We start from the raw sequence: 20,666 nt of genomic DNA on the forward strand, positions 1-20,666 counted from the left end.
TTGGTAAGATTTAATAGAGCTTATATTTTAGATTAGATTAGATTAGATTAGATTAGATTAGATTAGATTAGATTAGATTAGATTAGATTGGATTGGATTTGATCTGCTATTGTTTTCTTTTTAATTTGCGCGCAAGCAGAATTACATTTAGCCTAATATTGTCATAAATTAAGCCAGCAAACAATATAAGCCCTCCAAGAAATAATGCCTGCAGTCCTATTTTTGAATAAAAAACGCCTCCAGTAATGCCTCCAATGAAAAAAAAACTGATAATAATTATCCGCAGCTTAATTGAAGAGGAAAGTTCAGCTTTCCTCTTTTGCTCCCTATAAAAGAAAAGCTGGGACAGCTCAATGCCCAAATCGGTAAACAGGCCTGTTAAATGTGTGGTCCGCACTACGGAATTTGAGATTCTTGTAACAAAAGAATTCTGCATTCCCATTGCAAAAAGCAGAATAAAGGCAATTAAATTTGGAAAACCGTCCTTTAAGCCATCTCCAAAGAAGGCAATAAAAAATAAAATTGCAATCTCAATGCATGCAGGAACCAGATGCACGATATTTTCTCTTTTGCGCACTACCAGCTCCATTAGAAGGCTCGATGTGAAAGAGCCCATAAAAAAGAAAAATATATAGCCAAAGCACATCAATGCCGCTAAGAGATCAAGCTTGAAGATTTCATCTACGAAAAATGCAAAATGGCCCGTCACATTGGTGGTAAGGGTCTGGACTGAAAAAAAACCTGCCACATTTACCATCCCGGCAACAGACGAGAGAAGGGCGGCAATTTTTAGATTGTGCCTCAAACTTCTTTTTTTTCCTTGGTGTTTAAACATTTCCAGCAGTGCTTTTATAAGTTGGCGAAGCATTACTTTTAAAAATGCCTTTCATTTATAAATAGGACAGTTTCTCTCTTTGCCCCGCCTTAACATATCGCTGCAAAGAGGGGGCTGCTTTCCTCTCTTCAAGCAAAATTTTGTCCCAGCCTAGCCAAATCGGTTAATCTTCATAGCATTGCCATCAATAAAAATTGGCTATGCGGATCAATTGCTGGAAATTAACCAGCTGGATCTTGCGCCCCTCCATCCATATAAGATTTTCATTCTTAAAATCATGGAGCACCCTTGCCAGGGTCTCATTTACAGTGCCTACCATTTTGGCCAGATCCCCCCTGGAAAGGGTAATGAAAACATTTTTCTGGCCATCATCTGTTTTATATTTATCATGCAGAATCAATAGGCTAAGCGCTACGCGCTCCCTTACGGTCCGCTGCGATAAAACAGCCATTAGATTTGCCACTACGCTAAACTCATGGCTGAGGCATTTTAAAAGCAGGCGCGAAAACACTGCAGAATTATTGAGAACATTAAAAAAATCCTCTTTGGATATAAATGAAATGACTGAATTTTCAATGGCCACAGCGTTATCTCCATATGCCTTCTCGCTTAGTATGGCCGTATAGCCGAAAAACTCTCCCGAACTGTAGATGTAAATAATCTGCTCCCTTCCATCATTATCGACCTTGTGCTTTTTGATCTTGCCTGACTGGATATAAAAAATGCCTGTAGGCAGCGTGCCTTCGGTAAATACTGTCTGGCTTTTAGCATACTTTCTGCTTTGCATCACCTTTTCAAGCAGGTTCCTATCGCTTTGGGGCAGCTCATTTAAAATATACTGGTTATTGAAGATGAATTTTGAAATCATAGCTGTCTCAAAGCTACAATATTTTTCCCTACCCCATATAAAACTTGATTTAAATCAAGTTTAGATGCCATTTCAATCCGCTAGATCCATTTCAAACCCCTTTGCTTTCACAGTATTGCCCTGAAATGATAAGCTGGCATATGCCGCCGTGCCGCGGAGCCTTGCAGACTTGTCCGCCGCAAATTTTAAAAGCTTTACAGAATCTGCCAATGAAGAAATCTCCAGCGGCGCACCTATTTTCCAATCAAAGAGCCATAAGGGCATTTAAAGAAATCCTATCTAATCTGGATGCTGGCCGATAAAAAAACAGAAGAAACAGCCAGTGCAAACGCTATAGCTATAAAACTTGGCAACCGGCAATGCAAAACAGGTGCGCTATCATAGCGCATAAGGCGAAAGGCTGCCGCCACTGCCAATGCCATATCAGATAATCTAAAAAAAGGGAAGAGCATCAGTTAAACGCTCTTCCTTTTCCTGCCGGGAGTTTTTTTAATTATTCTTTTTTTATTGCCGCTTTCGGATCATAGCAGACAAACATATTGATATAAATATTTCGGGATAATCGCAGCAATATCGGAAACAAAACAACCAGCACTGCGGTAATTGCAAGAAACGATGTTTTTATTCCGGAATCAAAAATAAGATATGAGATGGCAAAAACAGCAATTCCAACACCGACATTCAACCCATAACTTACATACATTGCGCCAAAAAAGAAAGAAGGCTCTATCTGATATCTGAGCCCGCAATGGCCGCACTTCTCATGCATTTTTAAAACAGAACCCAAATGCAGCAGGTTTTTATCCGCGTACATATTCCCATTCTGGCATTTAGGGCAGCTTCCCGTTAAAATGCTATTTAATCTGCTTCCTTTCTTCATTTCGAAATATCCATTTAAAGCTCCGAATCCATGAGCCATGGTTTAATTTTATTGATGCCTTAGGGGCTATCTCTTTACAAATTTGGTTAAAATCACTATTGCCTGCCCCTCTATTTTCCCTTCGATCTGCTCATGGTTATCATGGACCAGACGGATGTTTCGAACTGCCGTGCCGACTTTCGCATTTAAAGAAGAGCCTTTTACATCCAAATCTTTGATAAGGGTCACCGTATCGCCATTTTGCAGGATATTGCCATTGCTGTCTTTGTGCAAATTAATGGCCCCGTCACCGGTATGGTCTCCGGTCGCTTTTGCCCATTGCAGATTTTCATCATCCAAATACATCATATCCAGCGCATCGGATGCCCAGCTTTCATTGCGAAACCGGTTAAGCATGCGCCATGATACCACCTGTACTGCCGGCACTTCGCTCCACATTGATATCGGCAGAAAATTTTTCCAGAAAGCATCATCCAATTCCTCTTTTTTTTCAATTTGGCGAAGGCACTTCTCATTGATTAAAATCCAACCGTCCGCCCCCTTATTTTGGGCCGGCGGAACTTCATAAGCCACTAGATTTTTATTGATGTCGCTCAATTCGCAGACATTTCCGCTTCTCTTTTTTAATAATTCCTCTAATTTCATTTTATTGTATTTGGAAATAAAACTTAAAGGCTTCTCAGAACATATTCTAAATCCATATATTCTTCACCCTCTCTATTTTAATTGATTTTATTTGGCAGCGCTTATAGATTTCATGCTCCAATTTAAGCCGTTTTTCTCCAGAAGCTTAATACCCCGCCGTACGAAACGGATTCAAGGCTGAAACTCTTTGGAACCTCTCTGCAATTGCTCCAGTAGGTTACCAGTTTTGTGCCAATGGGAGTTTTCTCCAGCTGGTCTTTAAGATAAGCCGTATATAGATTATACAGTTCCTCGCTTGGATCAATTGATTTGTCAATACGGGCCGTCAGATCTATATTTTCCTGAAATGAATTGAAAAAATAGAAAGCGTCATAATCCAAAAAAGATATCTCCATAATATTCGAGTGTATGAATTCAGCATTTTCAATCTTATATTTTTCGGCAATTTTCCGCGATAATTTTATAAGCGATTCCCTTTGCTCGATCCCATAAAAAATCCCATTGGTTAAAGCCGCCCCCACAAGGCAGAATTTTCCAGCCCCCGAGCCTATATCCAATACCCTTTTACCGGGCTTGTCCACCAAAAAACCAGCCGCTTTTCCGGCTATTTTTACAGGTGTCCAATGGCGGGCCGCCAGCTTTTTTATCCTAACAGGGTACACTTGGTTAAACTCGCTATCATCAATGGATCTATTTTGCTTGAGCTGTTCAAAAATCATTTTATAAATACTTTTGCATCTGCTGCAGTTGGCTTAATTTCCCCTGCTAAATGGAATAATTTGACAAGTGGCAAAAATATAGAGAGTCAAAATATATTTAACTGATTAATATCTTTATAAAATTTGATTTAAATCAAAAAAAAGGAACAGAAAATGCAGCAAGCCCCCAGAAATTCAAATAGCTTGCCGAAACTGAGAAAAAACCTTCTGGGGAAAATCGCGCTGCGCTTAAAATAGCCAGGCCATGTTAAAAAATCAATATCATATTTTGTCCCAATAAAAAACCAGAGATTTAGCGGCTAATCTCTGGCCCTAAAATTCCATAACAAATAAATCCTGCTAAAATCCTGATAATAGCCGCCGCTCAATTCTAGGAGTCTCCAAAGACCAAAATACAATTAAATGCGATGCTAAAAATTTGATTAAAATCAAATAAACATTTCCCAAAACAAACATATATCTAAGATTTTCAGCATCTTACAAAAAGACCCCATTCTTCAGCTGCGAAGCAAAACGTCCTCCAGCCGATAGCTGCAGCCATTAACGGAACCTTTAGGCTCTGCAAAATAGCGTCGCCGAAGGTTTCCCTGATGATCCTTGTGCTGCGGCAACAGGACATTCTTTATCCCGAGGATCACACTCCGCTGAATTATGCTTTCAATAAACCGGATAAAACTGCATTTTTTTCTATGCGGGCAAAAATTGCAAAGCCATGGCACAGATCATAATCTGCACCATGGCTCATAAGGGCCTAAAGCCAAAATCCCCCGTCACCTCCTATTTTTATTTTGTTTCCAATGCTTGGATGGCAGTTTAAATATAAGAGGGCCTCTACTGCATGCTCAAATAAAGATAGCCCGCATAGCTCTGCTGCCTGCTGTCAGAATCGACATATCTGATTATGTAGTAATAGGTTCCCGTCGGCAGCCCTGCGCTCTGCTTTACAACCGCTCTTCCGTTGGAATAGCCGTTAAATGCATTGGTCTGATTATCATAGCCGTCGGTATGGAAAACGATAACCCCCCATCGGTTGTAAATCTCAACGGTATTCTGCGGATAGCATTCGATTCCGTCAATCTTAAAAATATCATTGCGGCTGTCTCCATTTGGAGATAGCGCATTGTGCGCGATTATCTGGCATCCTTGGATATCAAGCACTGTTGGACCATTGTCTGTTTTTGAAGAATTATCAGAAAGGTCTGAAACATCTTTTCCAGTTGGATCTGCAGGAGTTGGCGGCCCTACAGCTTCAACAAGGGCTTGATTTACCACTTGGCCTTTGGCTATATCATTTGCGGTAATGGCATAGTTTGCCCTGTACAGCCATATTTCATTTACATCTAGTTTTCCGTCTCCATTAAGATCTCCCGTGCCATTGGCATTATTTGCAGGATCAAGCGCTGGACCTGATAATCCGGGCATCGGATCGCTTACCCGCACATTGCCCAATGCTGCATTTCCAATGTTTGTAACCGTAAAGAGATAGCTTACCACATCTCCAGCTTTTGCATTGCTAAGGTCTCCGCTAAAAGATTCCACCTGTTTTACAAGTGCGATTTTTGGATTATTAGGCAATGGCACTACAGTGCAGTCCGGACAGGCGGGATCATAATATGGATCACTCGGATCAGTCGGGTCTGTGGGATCCGTTGAAGTGTCATTGACAATAGTTCCAGAAGGGTCGTCTGCCGTAGGAGGCGTATTTCCCTGTCCGATTGCGCTATTATAAACTGCGCCATTTGCAATATCTGCCGGCGTGATGATATAGTTTATCTGCGCGCTTCCAGTCTGGCCAGGCTCGAGTGTGCTTGGCGCCACCGCAAGATCTGTAACGCCAATGTAAGAATCTTTTATTTTTACGTTTTCCAATCTGATGTTTCCGGCATTCTTTACGCTAAATGCATATGTGATCGTTTCGCCTGCTTCCGGAAAACCATTTCCGTTTGTGTCATTTGCCGCCGAAAATGTGCCATCTTTAAGAACCTGAATTGCAGGCATTGGCACAATTGGCGTTACATTTTCGCTATCCTGATCGTTCTCTGAAGGGTCATTATTGTTTGGAGTCGAATTTGGATCGAAATTATCTGAAGCAGTGATCTGAGCCACATTTTTATATTCATCCGCCGCTCCTGCAGAAGCATTGACTCTCACGGTATATTTAAGCGGAACTGATGTTCCGGCTGCTATCTCCAATGCAGGCCAGGCAATGGTATTGCCCGTCAGCACGCCTCCGCTGTCTGCGCTTACAAAAGTGTATCCGGAAGGAAGCGCATCATTGGCGCTTACCCCTGTTGCATTATCAGGTCCAAAGTTGGTTACCGTAATTGTAAAATCAATCCGGTCTCCAACAAAAGGAGAAAGGCTGCCGGCTGTTTTAGAAAGTGCAATATCAGAACACAAAATAACATTAATATCTGCTTTAAGCGCATTTCCAATAGGGTTTTCGCAAACCGCATTACTCTGAACGGTAACGTAATAAGAGGTGCTTGCAGTGAGAGCTGGCGTCACAAATACAGCTCCCGTATAAAGCAATACTGATAAATTGGCATCCTGATACCATTTGTATATCGGATTGCTAATGGCGCTGGATGCGGTAATGGTGGAAGTGCCTCCCGTACAGACAGCTGCATTCGAAATAGCAACCGCAATATCTGAAGCTGCTGCCAGCGGATTTACCGTTACCGTAACAGGTTTTCTAGTGCCCGGAAGATTCTCGCATACCCCGTCTCCGCTCACGCTCACATAATACGTGGTCGTAGCCGTTGGCGAAACAGCATATGAAGCTCCCGTGCTTAATGCCGTTGCGGCGGTCTGGTCGGCATACCATCTAAACACTGGCGCTGTAACCGTTGCAGAGGAAGCTGTCAGCGAGGCTGAAGAGCCTGAGCAGATTACAGCGTCAGCCGCAGCAATATCTGAAGCCAATCCTAAAGTGTTTACCGTTACGGTCACAGGCTTTCTAGTGCCCGGAAGATTCTCGCAGACCCCGTCTCCGCTCACGCCCACGTAATACGTGGTCGTAGCCGTTGGCGAAACAGTATATGAAGCTCCCGTGCTTAATGCTGTCGCAGAGGTCTGATCGGCATACCAGGTGAATACCGGCGTTGTAACCGTCGCAGATGAAGCAGTAAGCAAAGCTGAAGAACCTGAGCAGATTACAGTGTCAGCAGCAGCAATATCTGAAGCCAAACCTAAAGCATTAACCGTCACGGTCACCTGCTGTCTTGTGCCCGGAAGATTCTCGCAGACCCCGTCTCCGCTCACGCTCACATAATACGTGGTAGTAACAGTTGGCGAAACAGCATATGAAGCTCCCGTGCTCAATGCTGTAGCAGAGGTCTGATCGGCATACCAGGTGAATACCGGCGTTGTAACCGTTGCAGAAGAAGCCGTAAGCGAAGCTGAAGAGCCTGAGCAGATTGTCGTGTCAGCTGTAGCAATATCTGAAGCCAATCCTAAAGCATTAACCGTCACGGTCACCTGCTGTCTTGTGCCCGGAAGATTCTCGCAGACCCCGTCTCCGCTCACGCTCACGTAATACGTGGTGGTAGCCGTTGGCGAAACGGTATATGAAGCTCCCGTGCTCAATGCTGCCGTAGCGCTCTGGTCGGCATACCAGGTGAATACTGGCGCTGTAACTGTTGCAGAAGAAGCCGTAAGCGAAGCTGAAGAGCCTAAGCAGATTGTCGTGTCAGCAGCAGCAATATCTGAAGCCAATCCTAAAGCATTAACCGTCACGGTCACCTGCTGTCTTGTGCCCGGAAGATTCTCGCATACCCCGTCTCCGCTCACGCTCACGTAATACGTGGTCGTAGCCGTTGGCGAAACAGCATATGAAGCTCCCGTGCTCAAAGCTGTCGTCGTGGTCTGGTCGGCATACCAGGTGAATACTGGCGTGGTAACCGTTGCAGAAGAAGCCGTAAGTGAAGCTGAAGAACCCGAGCAGATTGTCGTGTCAGCAGCAGCAATATCTGAAGCCAAACCTAAAGCATTAACCGTCACGGTCACCTGCTGTCTTGTGCCCGGAAGATTCTCGCATACCCCGTCTCCGCTCACGCTCACGTAATACGTGGTGGTAGCAGTTGGCGAAACGGTATATGAAGCTCCCGTGCCCAATGCTGCCGTAGCGGTCTGGTCGGCATACCAGGTGAATACTGGCGCTGTAACTGTTGCAGAAGAAGCCGTAAGCGAAGCTGAAGAGCCCGAGCAGATTGTCGTGTCAGCAGCAGCAATATCTGAAGCCAAACCTAAAGCATTAACCGTTACGGTCACCTGCTGTCTTGTGCCCGGAAGATTCTCGCAGACCCCGTCTCCGCTCACGCTCACGTAATACGTGGTCGTAGCTGTTGGCGAAACGGTATATGAAGCTCCCGTGCTCAATGCTGCCGTAGCGGTCTGGTCGGCATACCAAGTGAATACTGGAGTGGTAACCGTTGCAGAGGAAGCTGTCAGCGAAGCTGAAGAGCCTAAGCAGATTGTCGTGTCAGCCGCAGCAATATCTGAAGCCAATCCTAAAGTGTTTACCGTTACGGTCACAGGCTTTCTAGTGCCCGGAAGATTCTCGCAGACCCCGTCTCCGCTCACGCTCACGTAATACGTGGTCGTAGCCGTTGGCGAAACGGTATATGAAGCTCCCGTGCTCAATGCCGTTGTGGTGGTCTGGTCGGCATACCAGATAAACACTGGCGTTGTAACCGTTGCAGAGGAAGCTGTCAGCGAGGCTGAAGAGCCTGAGCAGATTACAGCGTCAGCCGCAGCAATATCTGAAGCCAATCCTAAAGTGTTTACCGTTACGGTCACAGGCTTTCTAGTGCCCGGAAGATTCTCGCAGACCCCGTCTCCGCTCACGCTCACATAATACGTTGTGGTAGCCGTTGGCGAAACGGTATATGAAGCTCCCGTGCTTAATGCTGTTGCGACGGTCTGGTCGGCATACCAGGTGAATACTGGGGTTGTAACCGTCGCAGAAGAAGCCGTAAGCGAAGCTGAAGAGCCCGAGCAGATTGTCGTGTCAGCAGCAGCAATATCTGAAGCCAAACCTAAAGCATTAACCGTTACCGTCACAGCCTTTCTTGTGCCCGGAAGATTCTCGCAGACCCCATCTCCGCTCACGCTCACGTAATACGTTGTGGTAGCCGTTGGCGAAACGGTATATGAAGCTCCCGTGCTCAAAGCTGTCGTAGTAGTCTGGTCGGCATACCAAGTGAATACTGGAGTGGTAACCGTCGCAGAGGAAGCTGTCAATGATGCTGAAGAACCCAAGCAGATTGTTGCGTCAGTTGCAGCAATGTCTGAAGGCAATCCTAAAGCATTAACCGTTACCGTCACCTGCTGTCTTGTGCCCGGAAGATTCTCGCAGAACCCGTCTCCGCTCACGCTCACATAATATGTGGTCGTAGCAGTTGGCGAAACAGTATACGAAGCTCCCGTGCTCAATGCCGTTGCGGTGGTCTGGTCGGCATACCAGCTGAATACAGGCGTTGTAACCGTCGCAGATGAAGCTGTCAATGATGCGGAAGAACCCGAACAGATTGTTTGATCTGCTGCAGTAATATCTGAAGCGGCTGCTAAAGAATTTACTGTTACTGTTACTGCCTTTCTTGCATTAATGGCATTATCGCAGACATTAGTCCCTCTTACGCTTATATAATAGGTTGTAGTGGCCGTCGGTGCAGGATCATAAAAATCTCCAATAAAAAGCGGATCGGTTGAAGTCTGGCTTGAATACCAGATAAACTCTGGACTATCAATTGCCGATGTTGGAATGAGCAATGCTGTATTGCCTTGGCAGATGGTCTGGTCTGGTATATTGATATCTGCCGCTGTTGCCAGCGGATTCATCGTCACTGTTACCGCTTTTCTGGCATTAGGCGCATTCTCGCATACTCCTGTTCCGCTTACGCTTACATAATAGGTTGTAGTAACGGTTGGCGAAGGGCTATATGTTGCGCCTGTGCTTAAAATCGTCGTGCTGGTCTGATCGGCATACCATCTGAAAACAGGCGCTGTTACAGTTGCAGATGAAGCTGTAAGAACAGCTCCTGAACCCGGACAGGCCGCAGCATCTGAAATCGTCACATCTGATGCTTGCGCTAATGGGTTTACAGTTACTGTTACCGCCTTTCTTGCATTTATGGGATTTTCGCAGAATCCATCGCCGCTCACGCTCACATAATAGGTGGTCGTAGCCGCTGGCGCGACAGTATACGAAGCTCCAGTGCTTAAAACCGTTGCGCTGGTCTGATCGGCATACCATCTGAAAACGGGATTTGTCACATTAGAAGATGAAGCGGTCAGCGAAATCGGCGAACCATTGCATATGGTCTGGCTATCGGCAGTTATCTCTGCTTGAGTTGCCAGCGGAGTAATATTGACCGTCACCGCTTTTCTGGTATTTATGGCATTCTCGCAAACCCCATCGCCGCTCACGCTCACATAATAGGTTGTTGCAGTTAATGGTGCTGGGCTGTATGAAGCTCCAGTGCTTAAAATCGTTGTCGAAGTCTGATCGGCATACCATCTGAAAACGGGATTGGCAACTGTAGATGAAGAAGCCGTTAAAGATGCCGAAGAGCCCAAACAGATTGTGGCATCCGCAGCAGCAATATCAGAAGCTGCTCCTAACGCATTAACCGCAACTGTAATTGCTTTTCTTGTATTTGGATCATTTTCGCAAACCCCATCTCCTTTTACGCTCACATAATATGTTGTGGTTGCTGCTGGCGAAACGCTATAGGAAGCGCCGCTATTAAGCGCTGCTGCAGTGGTCTGGTCGGCATACCAGGTAAATATCGGATTGGTTACCGTAGCAGAACTCACGTTTAATATGGCGGCGGCTCCCGGACAAATTTCACTATCCGAGCCTGTAATGTCGGCTGCCGTGGCAGGCGCATTCACATTTACCGTTACTGTTCTTGTAGTGGATGCCGAAGGGCATCCGCTTGAACCGTTTACGGTATAGGTTATGGTTGCGGTTCCGGTCGCATTACCCGTTATTACGCCATTTGCATCGACAGAAGCAATGCCATTGTTATCTGAAGTCCAATCCCCTCCCAAATCTCCATCAGTGGCAAATGCTGTTGTTTCTCCAACGCAGACATTCTGATTTCCTGATAAAGTCCCGGGATTAGATTCTATAATAGTTACCGTTACTGCTGAAGGAATTACGGCGCAGCTTCCCGTTTGCGGTATTGTATATTGAATAGTTGCAGTGCCTCGGGAAACCCCTGTCACCAAACCGGTTACGGGATCTACAGCAGCTACAGCCGGATTATCGCTTGACCAGATTCCGGCAGGAGCCCCATCTGATGAAAAGGCAGATGTGCCGCCAACGCAGATATTCTGGTTTCCGGATAAATTGCCAGACTCAGCGGCATCTTCAACGGTAATTGCCCGGGTTGCCGAGACATCTGAACAGCCTCCAGCTCCAATTGCCGTATAGGTTATAATAGCAGTTCCCGGCGCTAGTCCTGTCACAATTCCGCTGCCGTCAACCGTTGCTACTGCGGTGTCGCTGCTTGACCAGGTTCCTCCTGCGTCTCCGTCTGAAGCAAAAGGAGTTGTGCTTCCTTGGCAGATATTTTGTGTTCCCGACAGGTTTCCTGGGATCGGCGGTGCCGTAACGGTTAAAGTGACCGGCGTTCTGGCGCTGGTGCATGTTCCGTTATTTCCTTGCGCATAATACGTTACGGTACCCACCGCACTCAAAACGGGAGATGCCACAACATTTCCTCCCGTTAAAGCGTCATACCATACCACCGACTGTCCTGTTGGAACAGAGGCTGTTGCGGCCAATACAGCCGGAAAGCATCCTTGAGCTGCCGCAGTAGTGTTAATTGGAATGCTTGCCGCAGTCAGGGTAACCAGTGCGCTGTTTGAGGTGTTTCCTTGCGCATCTCTGCCCAGGTAAGCCATTGGCGTCGGACTTATAACGCTTGCCGACAAGGGTTCGAAACTTACCTGGCCAGCCGAATTTGCTTTCCATGTTCCTTCTCCGGGAATTGTTATCCCGACAATATCGCCAAAACCGTCTATGACAAGATTAGTTCCATTGCCTGGATCTACAAGGCCCACAGATGCAGGAACTATCGCGCTTCCCGTTGTATCGTTTGCCAGAACATCTAGCCATCCTGAGGAAAGCCCGGCATTGAAGCAGGCAAAATCAGGCGTTGCCGCGGGAATGCCGATTGCATAATCTTCTACCTCACCATTAATGAAAGCGCCTCCAAAATCTGATGCCGTTATGGCTTCTGTAGTAACCCTTACCCTTAGATAAGTCTGCGCATGCCCGGCCGTATTGGTTAAGGCGACATTATTCCAGGTAAGGTTCACGCTCCCTGAGACAGTGCCCGCTGGAGTAGTCGCTGTTGCCGCTTCGGAAGCTTCAAAAATGCCGTTATTATTCCAATCTATCCAAGCGGCATAATTGGCAGGAAGACCCGTATTGTTGGTGAAATTTGCCGCCACCGTATAGCTGCTTATAGTCTGGCCGTTATTGGCTATTAGCGGAATAACTGGAACTCCGTCATCGTCTATGGACGCATCAGCCAAAACGGAAGGCAGTCCGTCCGGTTCAGAGAAATTGGCGGCCCCAAGCAGAAGGGTTCCCACCACGCCGTGGGAAGGCCCCCCTGATGCCAGAAGCGTCTTATAGCTGTCCGGCGCATCTCCAAAATCAGAGCTGATGGTTATGACAATCGGGCTTAATCCCGATGCCTGGACGTTGGCTTGGCCCGTAACGCTCCAAATGCCCGTCATCAGGAAAAAATCTGTCACATGGGTACTGGATGAAGGAGGCGTGAAAAGCACCTGATGGTTTAAATCGTCCGGGGTTCCCGAACCTCCGTTTACGGTCTGTCTTCTGATGGTCATCGCGGTGGGAAAAGCCGCCGCGGCGGCTGCGCCTATTGAGTTTCCAACCAGTGTCCTCCAGCTGTGGGTTGCCGAAGAAGTGTTGATGGACTGGTTCACCAGCTGCGTGGTCGGCCCGCTGATGGCATAAGGCACAAAAGTGTTCCCGTTGTAGCCGAAAAAGGCGACCCATTCGGCATTTCCGTTTGGAGTTCCATGGACCCCGTCAATATCCAGAGCAAGAAAATTGATGCTTTCTATCGGCCTGTCAAAATAGATCCTAAAGCCAATGCTTGAGGAGCAGTTGTTTCCCATGCCGTTATCCGCATTCTGCGTATTGGCCATCTGGATTTTCGTAAAATTGGTCGGGGTGCGGTCTCCGACATATGCCGGAAGGGTGTTGCCCGTAAAAAGCCCTCCTATATCGGGCCCTGCGGTTCCCGAACCTGAAGGCCCCGTGGAATGCGTCGCGCCGCCTGTAGTGATGAGCTGCGCTTTTACCACCGTCCCGTCTGGAAGCCTTTTGCCTGCCGGCATGGAGCTTAAAATATCGGCAATGGAAAAGCTGTAATTGGTTTGCGCCGATACGTCCGTTATCAGCAGCAAGGCGCTAAATGCTAAAATTATCTTTATCTTTTTCATCATCTAAAAATTTTAATAACAGATATATCATTTAAGAGCAATTTCATGCTACAAAGCCGTAATGATGAATTCGCTGCGTCTGTTTGCCTGATGCTCTTCTTCTGTGCAGGGAACGCCATCCGAACATTTATTTACAAGCTGCGTTTCCCCATATCCTTTTCCGGTTAAGCGGTTTGGCGCAATCCCGTTTTTAACCAGCCACTGGACGGTCGATTTTGCTCTGCGTTCAGATAAGGCCTCGTTATATTGATGCGATGCCCTGCTGTCCGTATGCGAGCGGATATCCAGCTTCATGGTCGGATGGCTATTCAATACATCCAATATTTTCTCCAAGTCAAGAGCCGCTTCCGTTCTGATGTCAGATTTGTCCAGATCGAAATAAATCATCTTGATGCCGAAGCATTTTCCCAAATCATCCCCTACGGCAACTTTGCAGATGGATTTTTCCAATTGGATCGGAAGAGTCGTTTTTCCGCTTTGCGTTCCAATGGTTACATTGGCTTCTTTTGTATTGTAATCCGGTTTTTCTGCCCTCACATAATACATTTTTCCGCATTCTACAGAAAAGCTATATCTGCCGGATGCATCAGAAACGGCGGCATCTTTAACCGACATGTCGCTGCCCAGCAGCGTGACTTTCACTCCCGATAAAATAGCTCCTGTTTTGGCATCGCTAATGATTCCTTCGAGCTCCTGAATGCATTTGAGCCTTCTGGTTTCCAAAAATGCATAGATGTCGTCAGAACCCTGTCCGCCGTCTCTGTTGGAAGTGAAAAAGCCCCTTCTTGTTTCGGGATCAATGATGTAGGCAAAATCATCTTGGGGAGAATTGACATCTGCTCCGACGTTCTGGATATTGCTTATTTTTCCGCCACTGTCGATATTGGCGGCAAAAACATCCAATCCGCCTAGGCCGGGATGCCCATCCGAGGCAAAATAAATTTCGTTTTCTGAAGTCACATGCGGATAGGTTTCCTTCCCTTCCGTATTAATGGCATTTCCGAGATTCTCTGGCGTTCCAAATCCTCCGTTTGGATTAATGCTTGCCTTGTATAAATCGGACTGTCCGACAGATCCGGGCATATCGGAAGCGAAATACAGCGTTTTCCCATCGGGGCTTAAGGCTGGATGGGCCGTGCTGTAGTTATCGCTGTTAAAGGGAAGCTCGGCAATGTTTGTCCATCTGCCGTCTTTTCCCAGCTCCGCCCTGTAAATCTTTATTAAAGTGGTTCTGTTGTCATCTCTGCCCCTTTTTCCGCCGATATAATTGTTTCTGGTAAAGTACACCGTTTTTCCGTCGCTGGCAAAAACAGGGGAAGCCTCGTGGAATTTCGTGTTGATGGCCGACTTGAATTTCTTCGCCTTTGACGCAGTTCCGGTCTGCTGATCCAGATCGGCATTGTAAATATTGGTGAAATATTGCCCGGTCCAGGTATGCTTGCGTTTGATGAAGCTGCCCGTATCGCGGGCAGAAGCAAAGTACAGTTTGTTATCGTAAACAAATGATCCGTAATCCGAGTACCTGCTGTTCACTCCAGCATCTTGGATATTATACCGTCCTGAATTGGCTTTAATCTGGTCCATGTAATTCACATCTTCCTTATAAAGCCTTGCTCTGCTGTCATTTTTTGATCTGGCATCAAACTCATCCAGATATCTCTTGGCTTGGGCAATATCTCCCGTCGATTTCAGGCACTGCGCATAACGATAGCAGTATTCCGGCTCGGCATCCGCGTTCATGGCAAAGAGCTCTGCATACCATTTTCCGGCGTTTTGGAAATCGGAGTTGAAGTAATAGGCATTTCCCAGCTTTTTGAACAGGTCCTCAGACCTATAGCCTTTAGCGGCAACCCTTTCATAGGTCTTTATGGCATCGATGTAGGCATAGCTGTCATATTTCTTGTCGCCTGAATTGACTTTTGCCTGCTGCGCATGGAGTCCGAATGAAAAAAAAGCGGCAACTGCAAATAGGATAAGTATTGTTTTTTTCATGGCACTTGATTTTATTAGAAGAAACGGGGAGTTGTGATTCTGCTTTTGCTTGAGAAGAATTCATAGCGCAGGAAGATTTCATGCGAGCCTGAATTGTAATGCCTCAATTGGGTAGTCTCGCTGTCATAGCCATAGCCCACATATAAGCCTTCTGTAATCTGGAATCCGGCCATGGCGCTCACCGCGGCATCCCATCTGTAGGCAGCTCCCAGAGTCAGCCTTTCGAAAAATAGAAAATTGGCGGAAACATCCAGCTGCAGCGGAGCCCCTTCAACCATTTTCATCAGCGCGGCGGGCTTGAATTTGACTTCCTGAGAAAAATCAAAAACATAGCCTCCCATCAGGTAGTAATTGATCTTGTCCTTATAGATGGCCACATCATTGTCGTCATAGCGGCTGGTCTGAATGAAATTTGGAACTGAAAATCCGATATAGGCTTTATTGGAATGCCAGTAAATTCCGGCTCCAACATTAGGAGAAAAATCATTATCCAAGTTCTGGAATTGGGGATCTCCCTGATCTGAAGGATTTAGTTTGGTAACATCCAAATTAAAAATATCAGCAGTCCCTTTAATACCGAATGAAAGTTTCCAAGTTTCTGAAGTGGGGACCGTATAGGAAAGGTCGACCGAGAACTGGTTCTCTGTCGTGGGCCCGATCTTATCATTGACCAGAGACACTCCAATCCCGAGCTTGCTGCCGTTTATGGGCGCATTCACAGAAAAGGAATTGGTTTTCGGGGCGCCGTCCAATCCTACCCACTGGTCCCGATGCAGGGCAAAAATGCTTAAAACGCCCCGAGAGCCGGCATAGGCAGGATTTATATTTATGGTATTGTACATGTATTGGGTATACTGTGCATCCTGCTGCGCATAAACGGCGCAATACCCAGACAAAAGGAAAACTAAAAGTATTTTTCGACTCATATTCTCATCTTTTAATGGTTCGCATATAGGCATTAGGTCTTGATAGAGAACATATTCTCTAGCATTATAACCGATAAATGGGGAATCCGATTCAAGAGGCTTCAAATGCGGCATCTTGAATATCGGCGGGAACAGGCTTTCTGCAGGGGCGGCCAAAAGAATAAAAAAGACCGGCAATCCAGTCTGGCCGCTTCAGCCGTAAAGCTGTCAAAAGGTCTGGCGTATAGCAGATCCAAAAACGGATCCTAAAAAATAGAATGGAAACAACAGAAAAAATGCATAGGGCAAAGAAGAAAAACAAGGCTGGTATTTGACTATGGGCGCAGAATTGGCAAATAAATACAAAGCAGAAAACGGCTTTACATGGCCTTATCCGCTGATCAGACGGAAAAAGGCTTTTGTTCCGATAAGAGGGTCTAATGCCAGGCTTGATCCATAAAAACCAGTCGGACATTCCAGCATCTCTTAAAAAGAACCTGCGAGAATCCAAATGCTCAAAATAAATTCTTACATTTTAAAAAGCATAAATAGTATTAAACGCCTTACAAAAATAAAAAAAATATATTGAAAACCAATATTTTAACATTTATACCAAAAACCTGACGAGCTGCCACATTCTGACAATTAGCTTTTTAGCATTCATTTCCTGCTTAAAATGGCCGCTTAAGCTGCTTCACAACTGCAGAGATTTAGGCGGTTCTCCCTCCAGCATTATTAAATAAAAAACTGAACCAGCCACAAAGCAATACGACAATTGCATGCAGTGATTCTTTTCAGCGATGGCTGCTTTTTTTTAAATGCGTACCTAATAATATTTCTTTTTAAACTTGCCGCGTTTTAAAAATAAAGCGTTACATGGAAGATACAAGCTTCCACAGATGGCAAGAAAAAATTAACTGAAAAAATTTGCCTGCGTTAAAATAATCTGCCTCAAACAAAAAACTGGAATTTCTCACGAAGCGTTTAAAGTATTTTATTTTACATCCCGGACAAACTGTTTTTTTTTTGCGGATCCAACATGATGGAAGGCTATTTTTTTAATTTTTCCAGCAATAACCTCTGCAGTTCATCGGGTTTAATATTTTTTTTCAAAATTTTCCCGTTTCCATCCAGCAGAAAATTGGTGGGATATGAAAATATTTTTTCTCTGGCCGCTATAACCGCATTTTCGTCCAGATAATTCTCCCATGGAATTTCTTTTTCAGCAATCCTTTTTTTCCATATTTCCGTGTCAATGCTCTTATCGGTTGAAATGCCAATAATATTAAAGCCTTTTGAACTATAACTGCTGTAAATCTCCTTCAATAACGGCAGCTGTTCCAGACAAGGTCGGCATCTGCTGAACCAAAAATCAATCAGAGTATATTTTGAATTTGGAATGATCAGAATCTCTTCTGTCAGATCAGTTTTTTTCAAAGGCAAAGCTGGAAATTTTTCTCCCTCCCTAATTGCAATGTTTTTAAACTCCTCATTTAAAACCATCCATAGCCTTTCAGATTTTATTTTTTTTGAAAACACCTTTAAAATCTCTATATATTGTCCTGAATATCCATTTTCATAAAACCTTCTGGCCAAAAACCATAAAGCCACATAGGAGTCAGGCTTATGGCAAGCATAGCCTGCAAGCTTTATATCAAATCCGCTTACATCGGCAAAGAAATAATCATTAACATCAGCATAGCCGGTCCCAGCTAAAATATAAGGAATGAAATCTTTTTTATACTCTAACGATGAATTTCCGTTTGTTTCGCAGCCTGTTTCCCTAGCAATTATTTTCGAAGAAGAATTGTCTATAAAAAAAGGATTCCCGTAAAAGAGCGCGTTCCCTTTTTCATTTTCCCATGACAGAAAATACATCTGCGGATAGGCCAGGCTGGCATCGATCTTGAATTGACCGTTTATGACCTGTGATACTATTACAGGCAATTCATAGCATTTTGCCCCCATTAAACCGTTGACAAGCAAAATTGTGTCATTTTTCGCCTGATTTATAGTCTCCCCTGCTATAGGTTTATTTTGACAAAAAACAGGTGTACAAGTCAAAATTGTGAGAATTGATATAATTTTTAAAGCATTCATTCTATCTGTCATTTTGGACTGCATTGATAAATCTGGAGCCTGGGCGGCAAGCCGTTCCAGATTCCCAAACAAATTGCCTATAAAGACAGTGTCCTTTCCCAACACGGACGGAGTTTTCAGAATTCTTTATAGCTGGGAAGTCTTAAAACTCTACAGGCCTGATCATAGTGCAAATATCAATCGCTTTTAACACTTATTTTTATCATATGTTACCATTATAATGTACAATCTTATCCTAAAAGCAAACCGCTTACTTTCAGTTGCACCTGCAAATAAGCATCACATATCATGATAACGCGGCATGCCATCATATCCTTCTTGCTTCCCCCCTCTTTAGGATAAGATTATATAATTTATGGATAACATACCATTACATAAAAAACCAGAAACAAGCTACATTTGGCTTTAGGCCACTTGCTGATACAATATGAAACATGCTTTCCTTAAAATGAAAATGGATGCTAACCGCCGCAAGCCAGATGCGCAATGTTTAACGCCTTACGAAAAAATTAAATATGTCTGAAAATTTAAATCATCTATTCCGATATTTAGAAGCAGAGCAGATTTATATCAATAAAACTGAATTTCGTTTTCAGATCCAGTCCCATCCGCACTATCCGCATCTTATCTCAATCACCGATACGCTTAATTTTTTCAACATCGGCAATGCCGCGCTATCTATAGAAACAGACCAGATAGAGTTGCTGCCTGATCATTTTTTGGCGCTGCTTGAAATGGAGAATAACCAGCCCCAGCTTTATTTCGTCAAAAGAAAAGGCAATGCCTATATCTGTGTTGCAGAGAAAGGAAAGATCGGCCTCTCAAAAGAGGAACTTGCCATAAAATGGAAAAAGATTGTACTGCTGGCAGAAGAGCCTGAAGGCAATATTTCAAAGAAATCAGCCATAAGCAGAAAATTTCTCTTCTTGTGCGTTTTATCCGTACTATTTCTTGTCCTGATGCTTGTACAATTTAAAGCCAATGGTGAAATCTATCTCTTATTTTCATTTTCAATTCTTGGGATTCTATTTTCAGCAATGGCATTAAAAGGCCTCTTTGCAATCGAGAGCCAAACTCTTGACAGGTTATGCGCTGCAGGCGATTCTTCAGACTGCAAAGCCGTGCTGCATTCCAAGAAGTGGAAACTTTTTGAAGCAATAAACTTTGCAGACCTTAGCCTTTTATTCTTCATCTCCCAATTTCTCAGCCTGCCGGCATTTCTTCTATTGGGCAATGTTCCCGCTTATATCGCCATTCTTAAAATAGCATTGATATGCTCCCTACCCATTTTATTGGTTTCAATCTGCTTCCAAAAATTCATAGAGCGCAAATGGTGCCCAATATGCCTATCCATTATCGCCCTGATTCTGTCTGAATCAGCCTATCTGTTTTTCTTTACCGAATCTTCTTATGACTTCGAGCCAAAACCATTAATCCTTCTCGGTTTTATCGGATCAGCTCTCTGCTGCATCTGGCATCTGCTCAAAAAGGCATTGGAAAGCCATAAAAAACTCAAAGAGCATAGCATAGTTTTGAATCGTTTTGCGCGCAGCTATGAGGCATTTAAAAATAACCTGCTGGCATCAAAAAAGATAAAAGATGGTTGCAAGATTCCCTTAGAAGAAAGCATTGCTTTGGGAAATCCTGAAGCCCCATTAAAAATCACATTCATAATCAGCCCCTTCTGCAGCTTCTGCGCAGAAACGCATGCCATGATCAAAAAAATCCTCCATAGATATTCTGACAGGGCATGCATTGACCTGCATTTCAACTTTGATGGCACTCGCAGCGATGAATACTCAAAAAAAATCCACTTGGAGCTGCTTTCAATCTATCTCACTCAAGGAAGTCAATTATTTATGGAAGCACTCGATAAATGGTACAGATACAGAAGCGATTCCGACTTAACAACTAATGCATATCAAAACAGAAATAAAAATAAAGCCAATGCCTCCATTCAGGCAGCAGAACAAAATAATGCAGAAAAATCAGAGTCAATACTGCAGAGGCAGTTTGAATGGAATCGGCTGAATCTTATAAATTTCACGCCGGCAGTAATTATCGGCGGCTATCACGTGCCGCCATACTGCAACAAAAAAGACCTGATCCATTTTATGGATGATCTGTCCGAAGACATCGATTTTCAGCAGTATGGCAATGATAACTGCAAGGCAGGCATTACCCCACAGATATTAGCCCAATGAGGCATACATATAAAGACTAATATTTT

10 protein-coding genes are annotated in these 20,666 nt (G+C 44.6%); 1 reads left to right on the top strand and 9 read right to left on the bottom strand.

The genetic code is table 11. From position 1 onward, the window contains the following. Window positions 1-106: 106 nt before the first annotated feature. The 9 genes from ACNRYB_RS17850 to ACNRYB_RS17890 form a co-directional block, all read right to left on the bottom strand. The gene (locus tag ACNRYB_RS17850; protein ID WP_473728167.1) at window positions 107-868 is read right to left on the bottom strand and encodes a YoaK family protein; all 762 of its coding nucleotides are present in this window, start codon (window positions 866-868) and stop codon (window positions 107-109) included. A gap of 151 nt (window positions 869-1,019) precedes the next feature. Beyond that, the gene (locus ACNRYB_RS17855; RefSeq protein ID WP_473728168.1) at window positions 1,020-1,703 is read right to left on the bottom strand and encodes a Crp/Fnr family transcriptional regulator; all 684 of its coding nucleotides are present in this window, start codon (window positions 1,701-1,703) and stop codon (window positions 1,020-1,022) included. A gap of 493 nt (window positions 1,704-2,196) precedes the next feature. Further along, window positions 2,197-2,622, bottom strand: coding sequence for a DUF983 domain-containing protein (locus tag ACNRYB_RS17860; RefSeq protein ID WP_473728169.1), 426 nt, complete (start codon window positions 2,620-2,622; stop codon window positions 2,197-2,199). A 27-nt stretch (window positions 2,623-2,649) separates the two neighbouring features. Further along, window positions 2,650-3,228, bottom strand: coding sequence for a PhnA domain-containing protein (locus ACNRYB_RS17865; RefSeq protein ID WP_473728170.1), 579 nt, complete (start codon window positions 3,226-3,228; stop codon window positions 2,650-2,652). A gap of 122 nt (window positions 3,229-3,350) precedes the next feature. Continuing rightward, the gene (locus tag ACNRYB_RS17870; RefSeq protein WP_473728171.1) at window positions 3,351-3,947 is read right to left on the bottom strand and encodes a class I SAM-dependent methyltransferase; all 597 of its coding nucleotides are present in this window, start codon (window positions 3,945-3,947) and stop codon (window positions 3,351-3,353) included. An 831-nt stretch (window positions 3,948-4,778) separates the two neighbouring features. Beyond that, complete coding sequence (locus ACNRYB_RS17875) at window positions 4,779-13,439, bottom strand: Ig-like domain-containing protein (protein ID WP_473728172.1); 8,661 nt, start codon at window positions 13,437-13,439, stop codon at window positions 4,779-4,781. Window positions 13,440-13,487: 48 nt separating this feature from the next. Next, a complete protein-coding gene (locus ACNRYB_RS17880; RefSeq protein ID WP_473728173.1) occupies window positions 13,488-15,431 on the bottom strand; it encodes an OmpA family protein in 1,944 nt (647 codons plus the stop codon). A 14-nt stretch (window positions 15,432-15,445) separates the two neighbouring features. Beyond that, a complete protein-coding gene (locus ACNRYB_RS17885; protein WP_473728174.1) occupies window positions 15,446-16,357 on the bottom strand; it encodes a PorP/SprF family type IX secretion system membrane protein in 912 nt (303 codons plus the stop codon). A 1,029-nt stretch (window positions 16,358-17,386) separates the two neighbouring features. After that, window positions 17,387-18,436 carry a TlpA family protein disulfide reductase gene (locus ACNRYB_RS17890; RefSeq protein ID WP_473728175.1) on the bottom strand — a complete coding sequence of 350 codons (1,050 nt, stop codon included), beginning with the start codon at window positions 18,434-18,436 and terminating at the stop codon, window positions 17,387-17,389. 515 nt (window positions 18,437-18,951) lie between these two features. On the opposite strand from ACNRYB_RS17890, the gene ACNRYB_RS17895 reads away from it, so the two are divergent. After that, window positions 18,952-20,640 carry a thioredoxin domain-containing protein gene (locus tag ACNRYB_RS17895; RefSeq protein ID WP_473728176.1) on the top strand — a complete coding sequence of 563 codons (1,689 nt, stop codon included), beginning with the start codon at window positions 18,952-18,954 and terminating at the stop codon, window positions 20,638-20,640. Window positions 20,641-20,666 lie beyond the last annotated feature (26 nt).

It is taken from the genome of Flavobacterium sp. CR10, assembly GCF_055814415.1.

Excerpts from the sequence above, each read along its gene's own strand:
- ACNRYB_RS17850 (WP_473728167.1), bottom strand. The coding sequence starts at position 868 with ATGCTTCGCCAACTTATAAAAGCACTGCTGGAAATGTTTAAACACCAA.
- ACNRYB_RS17855 (WP_473728168.1), bottom strand. The coding sequence starts at position 1,703 with ATGATTTCAAAATTCATCTTCAATAACCAGTATATTTTAAATGAGCTG.
- ACNRYB_RS17860 (WP_473728169.1), bottom strand. The coding sequence starts at position 2,622 with ATGGCTCATGGATTCGGAGCTTTAAATGGATATTTCGAAATGAAGAAA.
- ACNRYB_RS17865 (WP_473728170.1), bottom strand. The coding sequence starts at position 3,228 with ATGAAATTAGAGGAATTATTAAAAAAGAGAAGCGGAAATGTCTGCGAA.
- ACNRYB_RS17870 (WP_473728171.1), bottom strand. The coding sequence starts at position 3,947 with ATGATTTTTGAACAGCTCAAGCAAAATAGATCCATTGATGATAGCGAG.
- ACNRYB_RS17875 (WP_473728172.1), bottom strand. The coding sequence starts at position 13,439 with ATGAAAAAGATAAAGATAATTTTAGCATTTAGCGCCTTGCTGCTGATA.
- ACNRYB_RS17880 (WP_473728173.1), bottom strand. The coding sequence starts at position 15,431 with ATGAAAAAAACAATACTTATCCTATTTGCAGTTGCCGCTTTTTTTTCA.
- ACNRYB_RS17885 (WP_473728174.1), bottom strand. The coding sequence starts at position 16,357 with ATGAGTCGAAAAATACTTTTAGTTTTCCTTTTGTCTGGGTATTGCGCC.
- ACNRYB_RS17890 (WP_473728175.1), bottom strand. The coding sequence starts at position 18,436 with ATGAATGCTTTAAAAATTATATCAATTCTCACAATTTTGACTTGTACA.
- ACNRYB_RS17895 (WP_473728176.1), top strand. The coding sequence starts at position 18,952 with ATGTCTGAAAATTTAAATCATCTATTCCGATATTTAGAAGCAGAGCAG.